The 15,335-nt window shown below is 42.9% G+C and carries 13 protein-coding genes and 1 riboswitch; of the genes, 12 read left to right on the top strand and 1 reads right to left on the bottom strand.

Annotated features, from left to right (window positions below; all coding sequences use genetic code 11):
* Nucleotides 1-5 precede the first annotated feature (5 nt).
* From AB5N96_RS01900 to AB5N96_RS01945, 10 genes are all read left to right on the top strand, one after another.
* The gene (locus AB5N96_RS01900; protein ID WP_499704498.1) at nt 6-2,372 is read left to right on the top strand and encodes an endonuclease MutS2; all 2,367 of its coding nucleotides are present in this window, start codon (nt 6-8) and stop codon (nt 2,370-2,372) included.
* A 63-nt stretch (nt 2,373-2,435) separates the two neighbouring features.
* Complete coding sequence (locus AB5N96_RS01905) at nt 2,436-2,852, top strand: DUF350 domain-containing protein (RefSeq protein ID WP_204590339.1); 417 nt, start codon at nt 2,436-2,438, stop codon at nt 2,850-2,852.
* Nucleotides 2,853-3,101: 249 nt separating this feature from the next.
* A complete protein-coding gene (locus AB5N96_RS01910; RefSeq protein ID WP_499704499.1) occupies nt 3,102-4,796 on the top strand; it encodes a long-chain-fatty-acid--CoA ligase in 1,695 nt (564 codons plus the stop codon).
* A gap of 75 nt (nt 4,797-4,871) precedes the next feature.
* Nucleotides 4,872-5,456: a fatty acid metabolism transcriptional regulator FadR gene (gene fadR / locus AB5N96_RS01915; protein ID WP_204590341.1), complete on the top strand. Its 585-nt coding sequence runs from the start codon at nt 4,872-4,874 to the stop codon at nt 5,454-5,456.
* Between the two features lie 13 nt (nt 5,457-5,469).
* Nucleotides 5,470-6,243 carry an enoyl-CoA hydratase gene (locus AB5N96_RS01920; protein ID WP_499704500.1) on the top strand — a complete coding sequence of 258 codons (774 nt, stop codon included), beginning with the start codon at nt 5,470-5,472 and terminating at the stop codon, nt 6,241-6,243.
* Nucleotides 6,244-6,264: 21 nt separating this feature from the next.
* Nucleotides 6,265-7,035 carry an electron transfer flavoprotein subunit beta/FixA family protein gene (locus AB5N96_RS01925; RefSeq protein ID WP_204590343.1) on the top strand — a complete coding sequence of 257 codons (771 nt, stop codon included), beginning with the start codon at nt 6,265-6,267 and terminating at the stop codon, nt 7,033-7,035.
* Nucleotides 7,036-7,070: 35 nt separating this feature from the next.
* Nucleotides 7,071-8,045 carry an electron transfer flavoprotein subunit alpha/FixB family protein gene (locus AB5N96_RS01930; protein ID WP_499704501.1) on the top strand — a complete coding sequence of 325 codons (975 nt, stop codon included), beginning with the start codon at nt 7,071-7,073 and terminating at the stop codon, nt 8,043-8,045.
* Between the two features lie 103 nt (nt 8,046-8,148).
* Nucleotides 8,149-8,463, top strand: a complete 315-nt coding sequence (gene trxA, locus AB5N96_RS01935) for a thioredoxin (RefSeq protein WP_204590345.1) — start codon at nt 8,149-8,151, stop codon at nt 8,461-8,463.
* A 91-nt stretch (nt 8,464-8,554) separates the two neighbouring features.
* Nucleotides 8,555-10,348, top strand: coding sequence for an excinuclease ABC subunit UvrC (uvrC, locus tag AB5N96_RS01940; RefSeq protein WP_499704502.1), 1,794 nt, complete (start codon nt 8,555-8,557; stop codon nt 10,346-10,348).
* A 35-nt stretch (nt 10,349-10,383) separates the two neighbouring features.
* Nucleotides 10,384-10,559: riboswitch (Lysine riboswitch) on the top strand.
* A gap of 90 nt (nt 10,560-10,649) precedes the next feature.
* Nucleotides 10,650-11,879, top strand: a complete 1,230-nt coding sequence (locus AB5N96_RS01945) for an aspartate kinase (RefSeq protein ID WP_204590347.1) — start codon at nt 10,650-10,652, stop codon at nt 11,877-11,879.
* Nucleotides 11,880-12,255: 376 nt separating this feature from the next.
* Here AB5N96_RS01945 and AB5N96_RS01950 read toward each other — a convergent pair whose 3' ends face one another.
* Nucleotides 12,256-12,648: a DUF2507 domain-containing protein gene (locus AB5N96_RS01950; RefSeq protein ID WP_204590348.1), complete on the bottom strand. Its 393-nt coding sequence runs from the start codon at nt 12,646-12,648 to the stop codon at nt 12,256-12,258.
* Nucleotides 12,649-12,932: 284 nt separating this feature from the next.
* On the opposite strand from AB5N96_RS01950, the gene AB5N96_RS01955 reads away from it, so the two are divergent.
* Both AB5N96_RS01955 and sdhA read left to right on the top strand, forming a co-directional pair.
* Complete coding sequence (locus tag AB5N96_RS01955) at nt 12,933-13,544, top strand: succinate dehydrogenase cytochrome b558 subunit (RefSeq protein ID WP_204590349.1); 612 nt, start codon at nt 12,933-12,935, stop codon at nt 13,542-13,544.
* 33 nt (nt 13,545-13,577) lie between these two features.
* Complete coding sequence (gene sdhA / locus AB5N96_RS01960) at nt 13,578-15,335, top strand: succinate dehydrogenase flavoprotein subunit (RefSeq protein WP_204590350.1); 1,758 nt, start codon at nt 13,578-13,580, stop codon at nt 15,333-15,335.

Below are 15,335 nucleotides of genomic sequence, written 5' to 3' on the forward strand. Positions count from 1 at the left end.
GCACAATGATTACAGAAAAAGCGCTGAAGACATTAGAATTTCCGAAAGTAATTGAACACGTCAAAACCTATACGACCTCTTCCGTCGGAAAGGCAATGATTGAAGAGTTGAAACCTTCAACAGATTTTTCGGAAATTGAACAGTGGACAGAAGAAACAGATGAAGCTTTAGCAGTTTTACGCGTGAAAGGCAACGTGCCACTAGGCGGTTTATTTGATATTCGCCCGCATGCCCGCCGTGCGCAAATCGGTGGAATTTTGAGTGCAACGGAGCTTATGGAGATTGCCTCCACGATCCGAGCGAGTAAAATTATTCGCCGCTTCATAGAAGATGTGCGAGATGCAGAAGACTTCTCCGTAAAGCACCTACACGGATATACAGAAAGTATTCCAGTCTTGACAGAGCTTGAACATGAAATCAACGCGTGCGTGGATGAAAATGGAATGGTGCTAGACTCCGCGAGTCAAACACTACGCTCGATCCGGTCACAACTGCGCACGGCTGTCCAACGTATTCGAGAAAAACTGGATAGTTATACACGTGGTCAAAATGCCACGAAGATGTTATCCGATGCGATTGTGACGATTCGTAATGATCGCTACGTAATTCCTGTAAAAGCAGAATACCGCAGTCACTACGGCGGCATTGTCCATGATCAATCTTCATCAGGACAAACATTGTTCATCGAGCCAAACGCTGTTGTGCAGTTAAATAACGACGCACGAGCACTACGTGTGAAAGAACAAGAAGAAATTGAACGCATTTTAAAAGAACTGACGTTACAAGTCGAGATTGTGGCATCTGATTTATTCCATCTTGTCAAAACAATGGCTACACTTGATACAATTTTTGCAAAAGCGAAATACGGGACGGCTGAAAACTGTACGCGACCTCTCATTAATCAAGAAGGACGCATTCGATTAGTACGCGCGCGCCATCCACTCATTTCTAAAAGTGAAGCGGTCGCAAATACAATTGAGTTTGGGGATCCTGACACAGCAGTTGTCATTACCGGCCCAAATACAGGAGGAAAGACCGTTACATTAAAAACAGTCGGACTGTGCACACTGATGGCGCAAAGTGGTATCCCGATTCCAGCATTAGACGGTTCCGAAGTCGCTATTTTTGAATCGATTTTTGCAGACATCGGGGATGAGCAATCCATTGAGCAGAGTTTAAGTACATTCTCCTCCCATATGGTCAATATTGTAGACATCTTAAAGAAATTTGATGACAAATCCCTCATTCTTTTTGATGAGTTAGGTGCGGGGACTGATCCGCAGGAAGGGGCGGCACTGGCCATCTCTATCTTGGACGAAGTGCATGGAAAAGGTGCACGCGTGATGGCGACAACGCACTACCCTGAATTGAAAGCGTACGGCTACAACCGGCCGGGTGTTGTCAATGCTAGTGTGGAATTCGATGTCGAGACGCTTAGTCCGACCTACAAACTCTTACTAGGCGTTCCGGGGCGAAGTAATGCTTTTGAAATCTCCAAACGACTTGGACTTCCACATCACATCATTCAACATGCTGAAAGCTTTACGGGAACAGACCGTAGTGAAGTCGATACGATGATTGCTTCGTTGGAAGAAAGCCGCAAACGGGCAGAACAAGATGCAGATGAAACAAAACGTATTTTAAAAGAGTCAGAGCAATTGAAGCGTCAACTTGCTGAAGAACTTGCAGCCTATGAAGGGAAGAAAGAGCAATTAGCAGAGAAAGCGCGTGAAAAAGCGCGCAAAATTGTGGAAGACGCGCGCCGTGAGTCTGAAGCAGTTGTACAAGAACTTCGGGAGCTTCAAAAACAAGCAGCTGCTGGTGTGAAAGAACATGAACTCATTGACGCTCGAAAACGTTTAGAAAATGCTCTTCCTACAAATCCAGTGCTAAAAAAAGAAAAACAAAAGAAGCAGCGCGCAGAAAACTTGCAAGCTGGAGACGAAGTAAAAGTGTTGTCATTCGGTCAAAAAGGAACGTTGCTTGAAAAAGTCTCAGCTACTGAATGGGCGGTTCAAATCGGTGTGCTGAAAATGAAGTTGAATGAGTCTGACCTTGAGTATGTGAAGCCGGACAAACCACTCAAAACTGTTTCCGTGCATAACGTTGCGGGACGTTCGGCTGGTGGCGTTAAATTAGAGCTTGATTTACGAGGCGAACGCTATGAAGATGCTCTGCTTCGAACAGAGAAATATTTAGATGATGCAGTGCTTGCCAACTATCCGCGTGTGTCAATCATTCACGGAAAAGGGACTGGAGCACTTCGAACAGGGATTCAACAGATGTTGAAGAAGGATCGTCGTGTAAAAAGCTATCGTTTTGGTGAAGCAGGCGAAGGTGGATATGGTGTGACAATCGTTGAATTAAAATAAATGAAACCTCTCACGAACTAAAACGTACATCTATGAAACAGTCAAAAGTAGAGGGGAATCGGTGTGACACTTTTATCATTTTGGAAACACCCACTTGTAGAATCAGCAGGTTATTTTAGTGTCGTGATCTTATGCCTTATTATTGCGATGGTTCTATTTGAAGTGGTCACGAAGTACGATAATTGGAAAGAAATTAAAAATGGGAACATAGCTGTTGCTATGGCGACTGGTGGGAAGATATTTGGTGTAGCAAATATCTTTCGCTTTTCCATCGAAAAGCATGCGTCTTTTTTAGAGATGATTGGATGGGGAACATTTGGATTTGCACTTCTCATCATCGCGTATTGGTTATTTGAATTTCTCACCCCATCCTTCAATGTCGATCAAGAAATTGAAAAAGACAATCGCTCTGTCGGTTTCATTTCCTTTATACTATCGGTCGGTTTATCCTTTGTCATTGGGGCCAGTATCTCAAACTAGGAGTGACGTATGGAAAAGTTAGCTAAAGTTTTACTTGTAGTAAGTGTATTATTTATAGCAGTTGGTATATATTACGTATTTTTGCGCTAAACGACAAGGATTGCCTAGAATTCATTGAAATCAAGGCGATTCTTGTTATTTTTTTGATAGAAGTCATGAAAAACTTGATAAATTCATTGAATACCCATTCATTTTTTCATATACTAAAGTTAGGAATATTCACGCTATTCTAATCAAGGGGGTCTTCACATGGCAGAAAAGGTATGGTTAAAGCACTATCCAGAACAAATTCCGCACACGTTAACGTATGAAGAAATTCCGATTCAAGAGTTTTTAACAAGATCTGCAACAAAATTTTCATCCAACACGGCGATTCATTTCATGGGGAAAGAGATGAATTACCAAGAACTGTACGAGTCATCATTAAAGTTTGCAAACTACTTACAAACACTTGGCATTGAAAAAGGGGATCGTGTAGCGATCATGCTGCCAAACTGTCCACAAGGTGTCATTGCGTATTATGGTATTTTATATGCTGGCGGAATCGTCGTTCAAACGAATCCACTTTATACGGAACGAGAAGCTCAATACCAATTAAAAGATTCCGGTGCAAAAGCCATTATCACACTCGACATTTTATATCCACGTATTTCAAAAATCATGCAAGAGACAGACCTTGAAAACCTCATCATCACGGGAATCAAAGATTATCTTCCGTTCCCTAAAAATATGATTTACCCGTTCATCCAAAAGAAGCAGTACGGGTTCAGCGTAAAAGTAGAACATCGTGGATCCAATCACTTGTTTACAGAAGTCATGAAAGTCGGCAAGGCGGAAAAAATCACGTCTCCCGTCGATTTTGAGAATGACTTAGCGATGTTACAATACACAGGGGGTACAACAGGATTCCCGAAAGGTGTTATGTTGACGCATAAAAATCTTGTCACCAACGTGACAATGTGTAAACATTGGCTATATGAGTGTGAAGACGGCAAAGAGCGTGTAATGGGAATCTTACCATTCTTCCACGTCTATGGAATGACCACAGTCCTCGTCTTGTCGGTAATGCAGGCAAACACGATGATCTTGCTTCCTAAATTTGATGTTGAAACCGCTCTCAAAACAATTGACAAGCAAAAGCCTACTTTATTCCCAGGCGCACCAACCATTTATATTGGTATTTTAAACTCACCAAACTTATCGAAATATGATCTTTCTTCTATTAATGCATGTATCAGTGGCTCGGCCGCTTTACCAGTTGAGATTCAAGAGAAGTTTGAAAGCGTCACGGGTGGACGACTAGTTGAAGGATACGGATTAACAGAAACGTCACCAGTCACACATGCAAATTTGGTGTATACAGATAAGCGTGTGAAAGGCTCTATAGGAATTCCTTGGCCCGACACAGATTCTGCTGTATTCCAAATGGATTCTACAGAACCACTACCAGTCGGAGAAGTAGGAGAGATTGCTGTACGAGGCCCTCAAGTGATGAAGGGATATTGGAACCGCCCAGAAGAGACAGAAATGACACTTCGGGAGGGTTGGTTGCTCACAGGTGACCTTGGCTATATGGATGAAGATGGTTACTTCTATGTAGTAGACCGTAAAAAAGATATGATCATTGCTGGTGGGTTTAATATTTACCCACGCGAAATTGAAGAAGTGCTCTATGAACATGAGGCAATCCAAGAATGTGTGGTTGCTGGAATTCCTGATCCATACCGTGGTGAAACAGTGAAGGCATACATCGTCTTGAAAGAAGGCCATACCATTACAGAAGACGAGCTCAATGAGTATTGCCGTACAAAACTTGCTTCATTCAAAGTACCACGCTTTTATGAATTCCGTGATGAGCTGCCAAAAACAGCTGTCGGGAAGATATTGCGTCGTACATTGATTGAAGAGGAAAAAGAGAAAGTAAAGCAAGCACAAACGAGTTGACAGAAAACAAAATAAATACTACTATAAAAATATGAATGAATAGTCATTCATATTTTTATTTTTGGGGTTGAGATGATGAAGAAGGAAAAACCTAAATACCGACAAATCATTGATGCGGCCATAGTAGTGATTGCCGAGAACGGGTACCATCAATCCCAAGTCTCCAAAATCGCGAAGCAGGCAGGCGTCGCAGATGGCACCATCTATTTGTATTTCAAAAACAAAGAAGACATTTTAATTTCTGTGTTTGATGAAAAGATGGAAATGTTTGCGGATCGTCTACATGAAATCATCGAAGAACCAATCAGTGCATCTGAAAAACTATACAAAATGGTCGAAAATCATTTTACCGTGCTATCTGCGGATCGTCATCTTGCAACAGTGACTCAGTTGGAGCTTCGCCAGTCGAATCTTGCACTTCGTTTACGCATCAACGCAGTGTTAAAAAACTATTTGGTTTTACTCGATACGATACTAAAAGAAGGCATCGCAAACGGAGAATTCGATAAGAATATGGATATTCGCTTAGCGAGACAGATGGTTTTTGGTACAATTGATGAGACAACTACGACATGGGTGATGAACGAATACAAATATAATTTGGTAGCGCTCTCATCAAAAGTCCATCAGTTGTTAGTTAATGCCATCAAAGCTGAATAGGGGATGTGAACGAATGGAATTTCTTTCATTGGAAACTAAAGATCATGTGGCAGTCGTCACATTGAATCGTCCACCAGCAAATGCACTATCACGTCAATTGATTTTGGACATCAATTCGTTTTTAGACGAAGTTGAAAACAATGACGATGTACGCGTAATTGTGTTCAAAGGGGAAGGACGCTTTTTCTCAGCAGGTGCAGACATCAAAGAATTCACGTCAATCACAAGCGGAGAAGAATTTTCAAAACTAGCGAAAAACGGGCAAGACATTTTTGAACGTGTTGAAACATTCTCAAAACCAATCATCGCTGCGATTCATGGAGCAGCACTTGGTGGAGGTCTTGAGTTCGCAATGAGCTGTCACATTCGCATCGTGACGGAAAACGCGAAGCTTGGACTTCCGGAATTGCAGTTAGGATTGATTCCTGGTTTTGCAGGAACGCAGCGTCTTCCACGCTATGTTGGTTTCGCAAAAGCAGCAGAGATGCTCTTAACAAGTGATCCAATTAGTGGTACAGAGGCAGCGCATTATGGGCTTGCAAATCACGCTGTTCCAGAAGAACAGTTTGAGGAAACTGTACATGCGCTGGCAGCTAAAATTGCAAAAAAGAGTCCAGTTGCGATGAAATACGTACTTGAAATGCTCCAATATACAAAAGATGACTCGTATCATAAAGGTGTAGACGCTGAAGCGCATTCTTTTGGAACCGTTTTCGTGTCAGAAGATGCCAAAGAAGGAATTACAGCGTTTTTAGAAAAACGTCAACCAAACTTTAAAGGAAATTAATTCACTTTTGGAGGGAATTCAATGAATATTTATGTTTTAGTTAAACGTACATTCGATACAGAAGAAAAAATCGTCGTTTCTGGTGGCCACATCCAAGAGGACGGTGCAGAATTCATCATCAATCCTTACGATGAGTATGCAATCGAAGAAGCTATTCAAGTCCGTGACGCACACGGCGGCGAAGTAACCGTCATCACAATGGGTGACGAAGAAGCAGAAAAGCAACTACGTACAGCTCTAGCAATGGGTGCTGACAAAGCAGTTTTAATCAATACAGAAGATGTGGAAGAATTGGATCAGTTCAGTGCAGCACACGTGCTAGCGGAATACTTGAAAGACAAAGAGGCAGACCTTATTCTTGCAGGAAACGTCGCGATCGATGGTGGATCAGGTCAAGTAGGTCCTCGTGTTGCAGAATTATTAGGCATTAACTATGTAACGACCATCACAAACCTAGAAATCAATGGAGATACAGTCTCTATCAAACGCGATGTAGAAGGAGACACAGAAGAGCTTGAAACAAAGCTTCCACTTCTTGTGACAGCACAACAAGGATTGAACGAACCACGTTACCCATCTCTTCCAGGTATCATGAAAGCAAAGAAAAAACCTCTTGAAGAGATCGAGTTAGACGATTTAGATATCGACGAAGATGATGTAGAAGCAAAAACAGAAACAATCGAAATCTATCTTCCTCCGAAGAAAGAAGCTGGAAAAGTTCTACAAGGCGACTTACAAGACCAAGTTAAGGAACTTGTCGGCTTACTCCGCACGGAAGCAAAAGTAATCTAAATCTGATATGAACAACACTGAAGGAGGAACTTAGCATGTCAACGAAAGTACTTGTATTAGCTGAATCCCGTGAAGGATCTTTACGTAACGTTTCATTTGAAGCAATCGCAGCAGGTAAAAAAATCTCAGGTGGCGGAGAAGTTGTCTCAGTTTTACTTGGCGATTCAGTCGGCGACTTGGCAGCTGAACTAGGTGCTTATGGTGCGGACCGCGTCATCACTGTAGAACACTCACATTTAAAACAATATACTTCAGATGGATACGGTCAAGCATTGATGGCTGTTTTCGAACAAGAAAAGCCAGATGCTATCGTATTTGGTCACACAGCTCTAGGAAAAGATTTATCTCCTAAAGTTGCAGCAAAACTACAAGTCGGACTAGTATCCGATGTAACAGATATCGAAGGAGAAGGAGACGACGCAGTATTCGTTCGTCCGATCTACTCTGGTAAAGCGTTCGAAAAAGTAAAATTAAAAGATGAGTTAAAATTCATCACAATCCGTCCAAACAACATCGCTCCTCTTGCGAAAGAAGAAGGCAAGACTGCTGAAGTTGGATCTGTATCAGTAGATATCACGAACTTACGTACAATCATTAAAGAAGTTGTGCGCAAATCAACAGACGGCGTCGATCTTTCGGAAGCGAAAGTTGTTGTAGCGGGTGGTCGTGGTGTGAAGAGTGCAGAAGGTTTTGCGCCATTAAAAGAACTTGCTGACCTATTAGGTGGAGCAGTTGGTGCATCACGCGGAGCATGTGACGCGGATTATGTAGATTACTCATTACAAATCGGTCAAACTGGTAAAGTTGTTACACCTGACTTATACATCGCAGCAGGTATCTCTGGAGCAATCCAGCATTTAGCGGGTATGTCGAACTCAAAAGTCATTGTTGCAATCAACAAAGACCCAGAAGCAAGCATTTTCAAAGTTGCAGATTACGGAATTGTAGGAGATCTTTTTGAAGTCATTCCACTTCTAACAGAAGAGTTCCGCGCAGTTTTATCGAAGTAAACCAATCACTCGGCTTCCTTCACGGAAGCCGAGTTTTATTATTAGGTGGTTCGGGTATCATTTGATATAATCGCATATAGATACAAATGAAGGAGGAATTATCGTGGCAGTTACACACACAACAGATGCAACATTTGCACAAGATACTCAAGAAGGTTTAGTATTAGTAGACTTTTGGGCACCATGGTGTGGACCATGTAAAATGATCGCTCCAGTTCTTGAAGAGCTTGACGGCGAACTATCTGACAAAGTAAAAATTACAAAGTTAGATGTAGATGAGAACCAAGCAACTGCTAGCCAGTTCGGGGTTATGTCGATTCCAACATTGATCCTTTTCAAAGACGGTCAACCAGTCGATAAAGTGGTTGGTTACCAACCAAAAGAAAACCTTGCAAACTTAGTAAACAAACACGCGTAAGTCATAGAGCCGGAGTCCTTAGGGGATTCCGGTTTTTTCAAAGGACCACTCGAACACTTGTACGGAACGCGTGCAGAAAGTAGGTGCACATATGAACGAACTCGTTCGGCAAAAATCAGAGATCCTTCCCGAACAACCTGGGTGCTATTTGATGAAAGATGGCAACGGAACCATCATTTATGTCGGGAAGGCAAAAGTGTTAAAAAACCGAGTCCGCTCGTATTTCACGGGAACACATAATGGGAAGACTCAGCGACTCGTGCAGGACATCCAAGACTTTGAATACATCGTCACGTCGTCCGACTTAGAAGCACTCATTCTAGAGCTTCATCTAATCAAAAAGCATGACCCTAAATACAATGTCATGCTTAAAGACGACAAGACGTATCCATATATAAAAATTACAGGGGACGCCTACCCACGCATTATTACAACGCGCACAGTACGAAAAGATAACGGGAAATATTTTGGGCCGTATCCGAACGTCTATGCAGCGAATGAGACGCGGAAGCTCTTGGACCGTATTTATCCATTCCGAAAATGTGTGAAGATGCCCGACCGCTTATGCCTCTATTATCATATTGGTCAATGCTTAGGGCCGTGTGTGAAAGAAATCCCACGATCGGAATTCCAGTACATGATTGATGAAGTTTCCAAGTTCTTAAATGGGGGCCATATTAAAGTGCGTACAGAGCTTGAACAGAAGATGATGGCAGCCGCAGAATCTATGGAATACGAGCGTGCAAAAGAATACCGAGATCAAATCGCGCACATCGATACCGTTATGGAAAAACAAAAGATGCAGATGAATGATTTCACCAATCGGGACGTCTTTGGTTACGCTGTCGACAAAGGGTGGATGTGTGTACAAGTCTTCTTCATTCGTCAAGGGAAGTTGATTGAGCGGGATGCGTCCATGTTTCCGATATACGGAGAGCCGGAAGAAGAGTTTTTAACATTTATCGGTCGTTTTTATGAGCAGCCGTCCCACATCAAACCGAAAGAACTTCTTGTCCCTGGAACTGTCGATGCGGAAATCATTCACCAGTTATTAGATGTAAAAGTAGCCGTACCGCAACGAGGGAAAAAACTAGAACTTGTGAATTTGGCCATCAATAATGCAGAAGTGGCCTTGAACGAAAAGTTCCATCTAGTCGAGCGTCAAGAAGAGCGAACTATTGGGGCAATAGAGCAACTTGGGCTTCATATGGGCATTCCTGCTCCGCGTCGCATTGAAGCATTTGATAACTCCCATATTTACGGGACAGATCCAGTTTCTGCGATGGTCGTCTTTGAGGACGGAAAACCTTTAAGAAAAGAATACCGAAAGTACAAAACAAAGACGGCTGAAAAACATGATGACTACGGAGCGATGCGTGAAGTCATTCGTCGCCGCTATACACGTGTGCTTCGGGAACGTTTGCCTCTTCCGGATTTAATTTTGATTGATGGGGGAAAAGGGCAGATGTCGTCTGCGCGTGAAGTATTAGAAGATGAACTCGGACTAGATATTCCGATTGCAGGGCTTGCGAAAGATTTAAAACACCAAACGGCAGAACTTCTTTACGGAGAGCCTCCGCTTCCTGTTGCCATGAAGCGGACGTCGCAAGAGTTTTATTTGCTGCAACGTATTCAAGACGAAGTGCACCGGTTTGCGATTACATTCCATCGCCAACAACGTCAAAAAAATAGTATCCAATCGATTTTGGATACGATTCCTGGCGTGGGACCAAAGCGCCGTCAACAACTTATGAAGCACTTTGGTTCGGTGAAAAACATGAAAGCAGGTACTGTTGAAGAGTTTATACAAGCAGGTCTTCCGGAGGCGCTTGCTGTTGCGGTTCAAAAAAAATTAACAGAAGAAACATTGCCTTCGCCGGAATAGTGTGCTAAAGTATTCCTAATTTCATATTCACTTTACGTGAAGATAGAGGTGCGAGCGTCAACAGTACCATTTTTGAGGATGACAGATCCGACGACGAAATGGGAAAGGGGCAATCGCCGAAATGAAGAGCTGCTGATCCAGCGCTTCGTTGGTCTTGTGTTGAACAAACCCAAGATTGTCAGAATAAACATTCTGGAGGGCTATCTTGCATGGACATATACTTTGACCGTGTTAGACAAAATGCTTTCCATTCGTGGAAAGCATTTTTTTGTCCCATCCGCTACCGGAGGAGATTAGGAAAATGGCAATTGTCGTCATGAAATTTGGAGGAACATCGGTTGGCTCAGTGGAGCGTATCCGAAATGCAGCACGTCGCGTCATCATGGAATCAGAACAAGGGAATCAAGTCGTAGTCGTTGTATCCGCAATGGGCAAAACAACCGATCACTTGGTTACTCTTGCAGAAGAAATCACATCGTCGCCATCAAAACGAGAGATGGATATGCTCTTATCAACTGGCGAACAGGTCTCGATGTCATTACTTGCAATGGCTCTTGAGACACAAGGCTACCCAGCCGTTTCTATGACAGGATGGCAGGCAGAATTACAAACTGAAAAAGTGCATCGCAATGCACGAATCGTTTCACTGAAAGGTGACAAAATTCGTGAGAAGCTAGATGCTGGAAATATAGTCGTCGCTGCTGGTTTCCAAGGTATTACAGAAGACGGGGAGATTACTACACTTGGCCGCGGAGGTTCAGATACAACGGCCGTCGCAATTGCTGCAGCTGTTGGAGCCATCCGCTGCGATATTTATACAGACGTGGATGGAGTCTACACGTCCGACCCACGCTTTGTCGAAGGTGCACGTAAATTACAATCAATTGAGTACGATGAGATGTTAGAGCTTGCCAACTTAGGCGCAGGCGTCTTGCATCCACGCGCTGTTGAGTATGCAAAAAACTACAAAATTCCACTGACTGTCCGCTCGAGTTTGACAGATCAAGAGGGGACAGTTATTGAGGAGGTTACATCGATGGAGTCGAATCTGATTGTACGAGGTGTGGCATTTGAATCCGATGTCGTTCGGTTAACAATAGGATATGAAAAAGCATTTAATGGGTCACTCGCTATGATCTTTACGACACTAGCAAAACACAATATCGATGTCGATATCATTGTGCAATCTATAGTCGATGGCACAACGCCAACGGTTTCGTTCACTATTAAAAAAGAAGCATTGTCCGAAGCGATTCAAGTATTAGAAGAGAAAAAACAAGAGCTAGGGTTCCAAGTGGCAGATTTCGAAGTCGGCCTTGCAAAAGTATCGATTGTAGGATCAGGAATGGTTTCCAATCCAGGAGTAGCAGCACAAATGTTTGATCGCTTACGCCAAGAATCGGTTCCAGTTAAAATGGTCAGTACATCAGAAATCAAAGTATCTGTAGTCGTTCCGCAACAACAAATGATTCAGTCGGCGAATGCGCTTCACGACGAGTTCCGCTTGTCGGAGCTTGAGGTACAAGTGTAAACTTTCGTTTGAGTAGATAAAGAACAGCTCCTTCTCGCACTCTCGTTGCGGGGAAGGGGTTGTTTTTTGTACTAGAAGACTGTGAATTAGTTTCCATAATATGACTGAGGGCACAAACCAGCCATTTGAGGGCACAGAACCGCTCGATCAGGGCATAAAAAGCCTATTCCAGGGCACAAACAACGAAATTGAGGGCATAAACAATTCTGAGAGAAATCTACCCTGTGAAAAAAATGACCATAAAAAAGAATGCTGATTTCGACATCAGCATTCTACAAAATAGTTACAATAGTGTGAACAAAACACGCAATTTGTTCACAAATGTGAGCAGATAAATGGGAGCGCTCTCACACCAAATGTAAACTAAAGACAACTGCTATTCTGATTTTGTTGTAAAAACAACAAGTGTAGATGAGACATCTTCCAGACACTCCGTCATCCGACTCTCTAACTGTTCAAGTTGCTCTGCTAAAAATCCTGCCTCAAGCTTGAAGCAGCGATCGGACCGCGACGATGAACGAATCGTGTCCTGTAGGTGGAAGATGCTTTCACGCTTTGCTTGTGTATGTAATTGCAACTCGCCCCAGCCGGCTTGTTGAAAGAACGCACAAATCTCATCAACCGACTGACATGGGAATTTTCGAGCCAAATCTTTACCGGCCCAATATAAAACTTCCTGTTCATGTTTTCCTAATAGGTTGGCAATCAGGTGGTCACGAATCAATTCGTACCCAAACTGAGGAATCATTTTTTCTTGTGTCTTTTCCATACAGTCCACTCACTTTCCAAAATCAACGATATCAGTATAGCATGTAGTACTAAAATTTGCGTATGTGAAAAAAGACACAATGCATTGCAACCCTTAGAGACATCTAGACTTTGAGAAGGATTCTCAATCCCAAAGTGCCTTGACCTGCCTATACTAGGGGAGTACAATAGTTATGTTAAACTACAAGGCCGTTACGAATAACGATATTTCGCTTGTCGTAACATTCATTGAATTGTCACATCGCCGTGGCAACTCAATCGCAAAATTTGAGGGGGGTAACCATCTTGGCGAAAAACAACGAATTTCTTTGGCGTCGTCTGCATTCCTTATTAGGAATTATTCCGGTTGGGCTGTTCTTAACACAGCATTTAATTGTCAACCACTTTGCAACACGCGGAGAACAAGCATTTAACGATGCAGCACACTTTATGGAAAGCTTACCATTCCGTTATGCACTTGAAATCTTTGTGATTTTCTTACCTTTAATGTTCCACGCATTTTACGGAATCTACATTGCTTTCACTGCAAAAAATAACACGAACCGCTTTAGCACATTCCGTAACTGGCTGTTCGTGGCACAACGTATCACAGGGATTTTCTTAGTAGTATTCATTGCATGGCACGTATACGAAACACGCTGGCAGGTTGCAATCGGAGCAGATACAGCTGACTTTAATATGATGGCTGATATTCTAGCGAATCCTTGGATGTTTGGTTTCTACGTTGCTGGTGTTGTAGCAGCAACTTTCCACTTTGCGAATGGTATTTGGTCATTCCTAGTAAGTTGGGGGATTACACAATCCGCTGCTTCACAACGTTTGGCTACATACGCAACTCTAGGTATTTTCGTAGCATTGACAGTAGTGGGTATCCGCGCATTGCTTGCATTCGTCTAAACCACTACTAAAAATTCGAGGAGTGAGAAAAGCATGGCAAAAAGTAAATTGATCGTTGTCGGTGGAGGCCTTGCAGGTCTTATGGCAACTATGAAAGCTGCCGAAAATGGCACGCCTGTTGATTTATTCTCATTAGTTCCAGTAAAGCGCTCTCATTCAGTGTGTGCGCAAGGTGGAATTAATGGTGCAGTTAACACAAAAGGTGAAGGAGATTCAACGTACAAACACTTTGACGATACAGTGTATGGCGGTGACTTCTTAGCGAACCAAGGCCCTGTAAAGGCAATGGCTGATGCAGCACCTGGAATTATTCACTTATTTGACCGTATGGGTGTTATGTTCAACCGTACTCCAGAAGGTCTTTTAGATTTCCGCCGCTTTGGTGGAACACTTTATCACCGTACAGCATTCGCTGGTGCGACAACTGGTCAACAGTTACTATACGCACTTGACGAGCAAGTACGTCGCTACGAAGTAGACGGTTTAGTCACGAAATACGAAGGATGGGAATTCCTCGGTATTATTAAAGATGACGAAGGCGTTTGCCGTGGTATTAAAGCACAAAACTTAAACACTGGAGAAATCCAAGCGTTCCGTTCAGATGCTGTAATTATGGCAACGGGTGGACCTGGTATCATCTTCGGTAAAACAACGAACTCTATCATCAACACAGGTTCTGCAGCGTCTATCGTGTACCAACAAGGTGCAAAATACGCAAATGGTGAATTCATTCAGATTCACCCAACTGCAATCCCTGGTGATGACAAACTTCGTCTGATGTCAGAATCAGCGCGTGGTGAGGGTGGACGTGTTTGGACATACAAAGACGGGAAGCCTTGGTACTTCCTAGAAGAGAAATATCCAGACTACGGTAACTTAGTACCACGTGATATCGCAACACGTGAAATCTTTGACGTGTGTGTCAACCAGAAGCTTGGAATCAACGGAGAAAACATGGTATACCTTGACCTTTCTCACAAAGATCCACACGAGCTTGATGTAAAACTTGGTGGAATCATCGAGATTTATGAAAAGTTCACTGGTGATGACCCACGTAAAGTTCCAATGAAAATCTTCCCAGCTGTTCACTACTCAATGGGTGGTCTATGGGTCGATGACGATCAAATGACGAACATTCCTGGATTATTTGCTGCTGGTGAGTGTGATTACTCACAACACGGTGCAAACCGTCTAGGTGCTAACTCATTACTTTCAGCTGTATTTGGTGGTAGCGTTGCTGGACCAAACGCTGTGAAGTACATGAAAGGTCTTGAAAAGTCTGCTGCTGATCTTCCGGACGAAATCTTTACTCGTGAAGTGAAGAAGGAAGAAGAAGAGTGGAACAAAGTGTTGAATATGAAGGGTACAGAAAACGCGTACCTCATCCATAAAGAGCTTGGCGAGTGGATGACAGACAACGTAACAGTTGTACGTTACAACGACAAGCTAGAACAAACAGATAAAAAGATTCTTGAATTGATGGACCGCTGGGAGCACATCAACATGGACGATACACAACAGTGGTCGAACCAAGGTGCTTCATTCACACGTCAGTTGAAGAACATGTTATACCTTGCACGTGTTATTACAATCGGAGCGCTAATGCGTAACGAAAGCCGCGGGGCGCACTACAAACCAGAATTCCCAGAGCGTAATGACGAGGAATTCATGAAAACAACAGTTGCGGACTTCGATCCAGCAACAGGTGCACCAATCATCACTTACGAAGCAATCGACGTATCGTTGATTCCACCTCGTAAACGTGATTATTCTTCTAAAGGAGGGAAATAA

The sequence above is a fragment of the Chryseomicrobium imtechense genome, assembly GCF_041475995.1.
Classification (GTDB): Bacteria; Bacillota; Bacilli; order Bacillales_A; family Planococcaceae; genus Chryseomicrobium; species Chryseomicrobium aureum.

Bases quoted from the DNA above. Each gene is read 5' to 3' on its own strand.
- AB5N96_RS01950 (WP_204590348.1), bottom strand. From the start codon at position 12,648: ATGGAAAAGACACAAGAAAAAATGATTCCTCAGTTTGGGTACGAATTG.
- fadR (WP_204590341.1), top strand. From the start codon at position 4,872: ATGAAGAAGGAAAAACCTAAATACCGACAAATCATTGATGCGGCCATA.
- AB5N96_RS01930 (WP_499704501.1), top strand. From the start codon at position 7,071: ATGTCAACGAAAGTACTTGTATTAGCTGAATCCCGTGAAGGATCTTTA.
- AB5N96_RS01900 (WP_499704498.1), top strand. From the start codon at position 6: ATGATTACAGAAAAAGCGCTGAAGACATTAGAATTTCCGAAAGTAATT.
- AB5N96_RS01945 (WP_204590347.1), top strand. From the start codon at position 10,650: ATGGCAATTGTCGTCATGAAATTTGGAGGAACATCGGTTGGCTCAGTG.
- AB5N96_RS01920 (WP_499704500.1), top strand. From the start codon at position 5,470: ATGGAATTTCTTTCATTGGAAACTAAAGATCATGTGGCAGTCGTCACA.
- AB5N96_RS01925 (WP_204590343.1), top strand. From the start codon at position 6,265: ATGAATATTTATGTTTTAGTTAAACGTACATTCGATACAGAAGAAAAA.
- sdhA (WP_204590350.1), top strand. From the start codon at position 13,578: ATGGCAAAAAGTAAATTGATCGTTGTCGGTGGAGGCCTTGCAGGTCTT.
- uvrC (WP_499704502.1), top strand. From the start codon at position 8,555: ATGAACGAACTCGTTCGGCAAAAATCAGAGATCCTTCCCGAACAACCT.
- AB5N96_RS01910 (WP_499704499.1), top strand. From the start codon at position 3,102: ATGGCAGAAAAGGTATGGTTAAAGCACTATCCAGAACAAATTCCGCAC.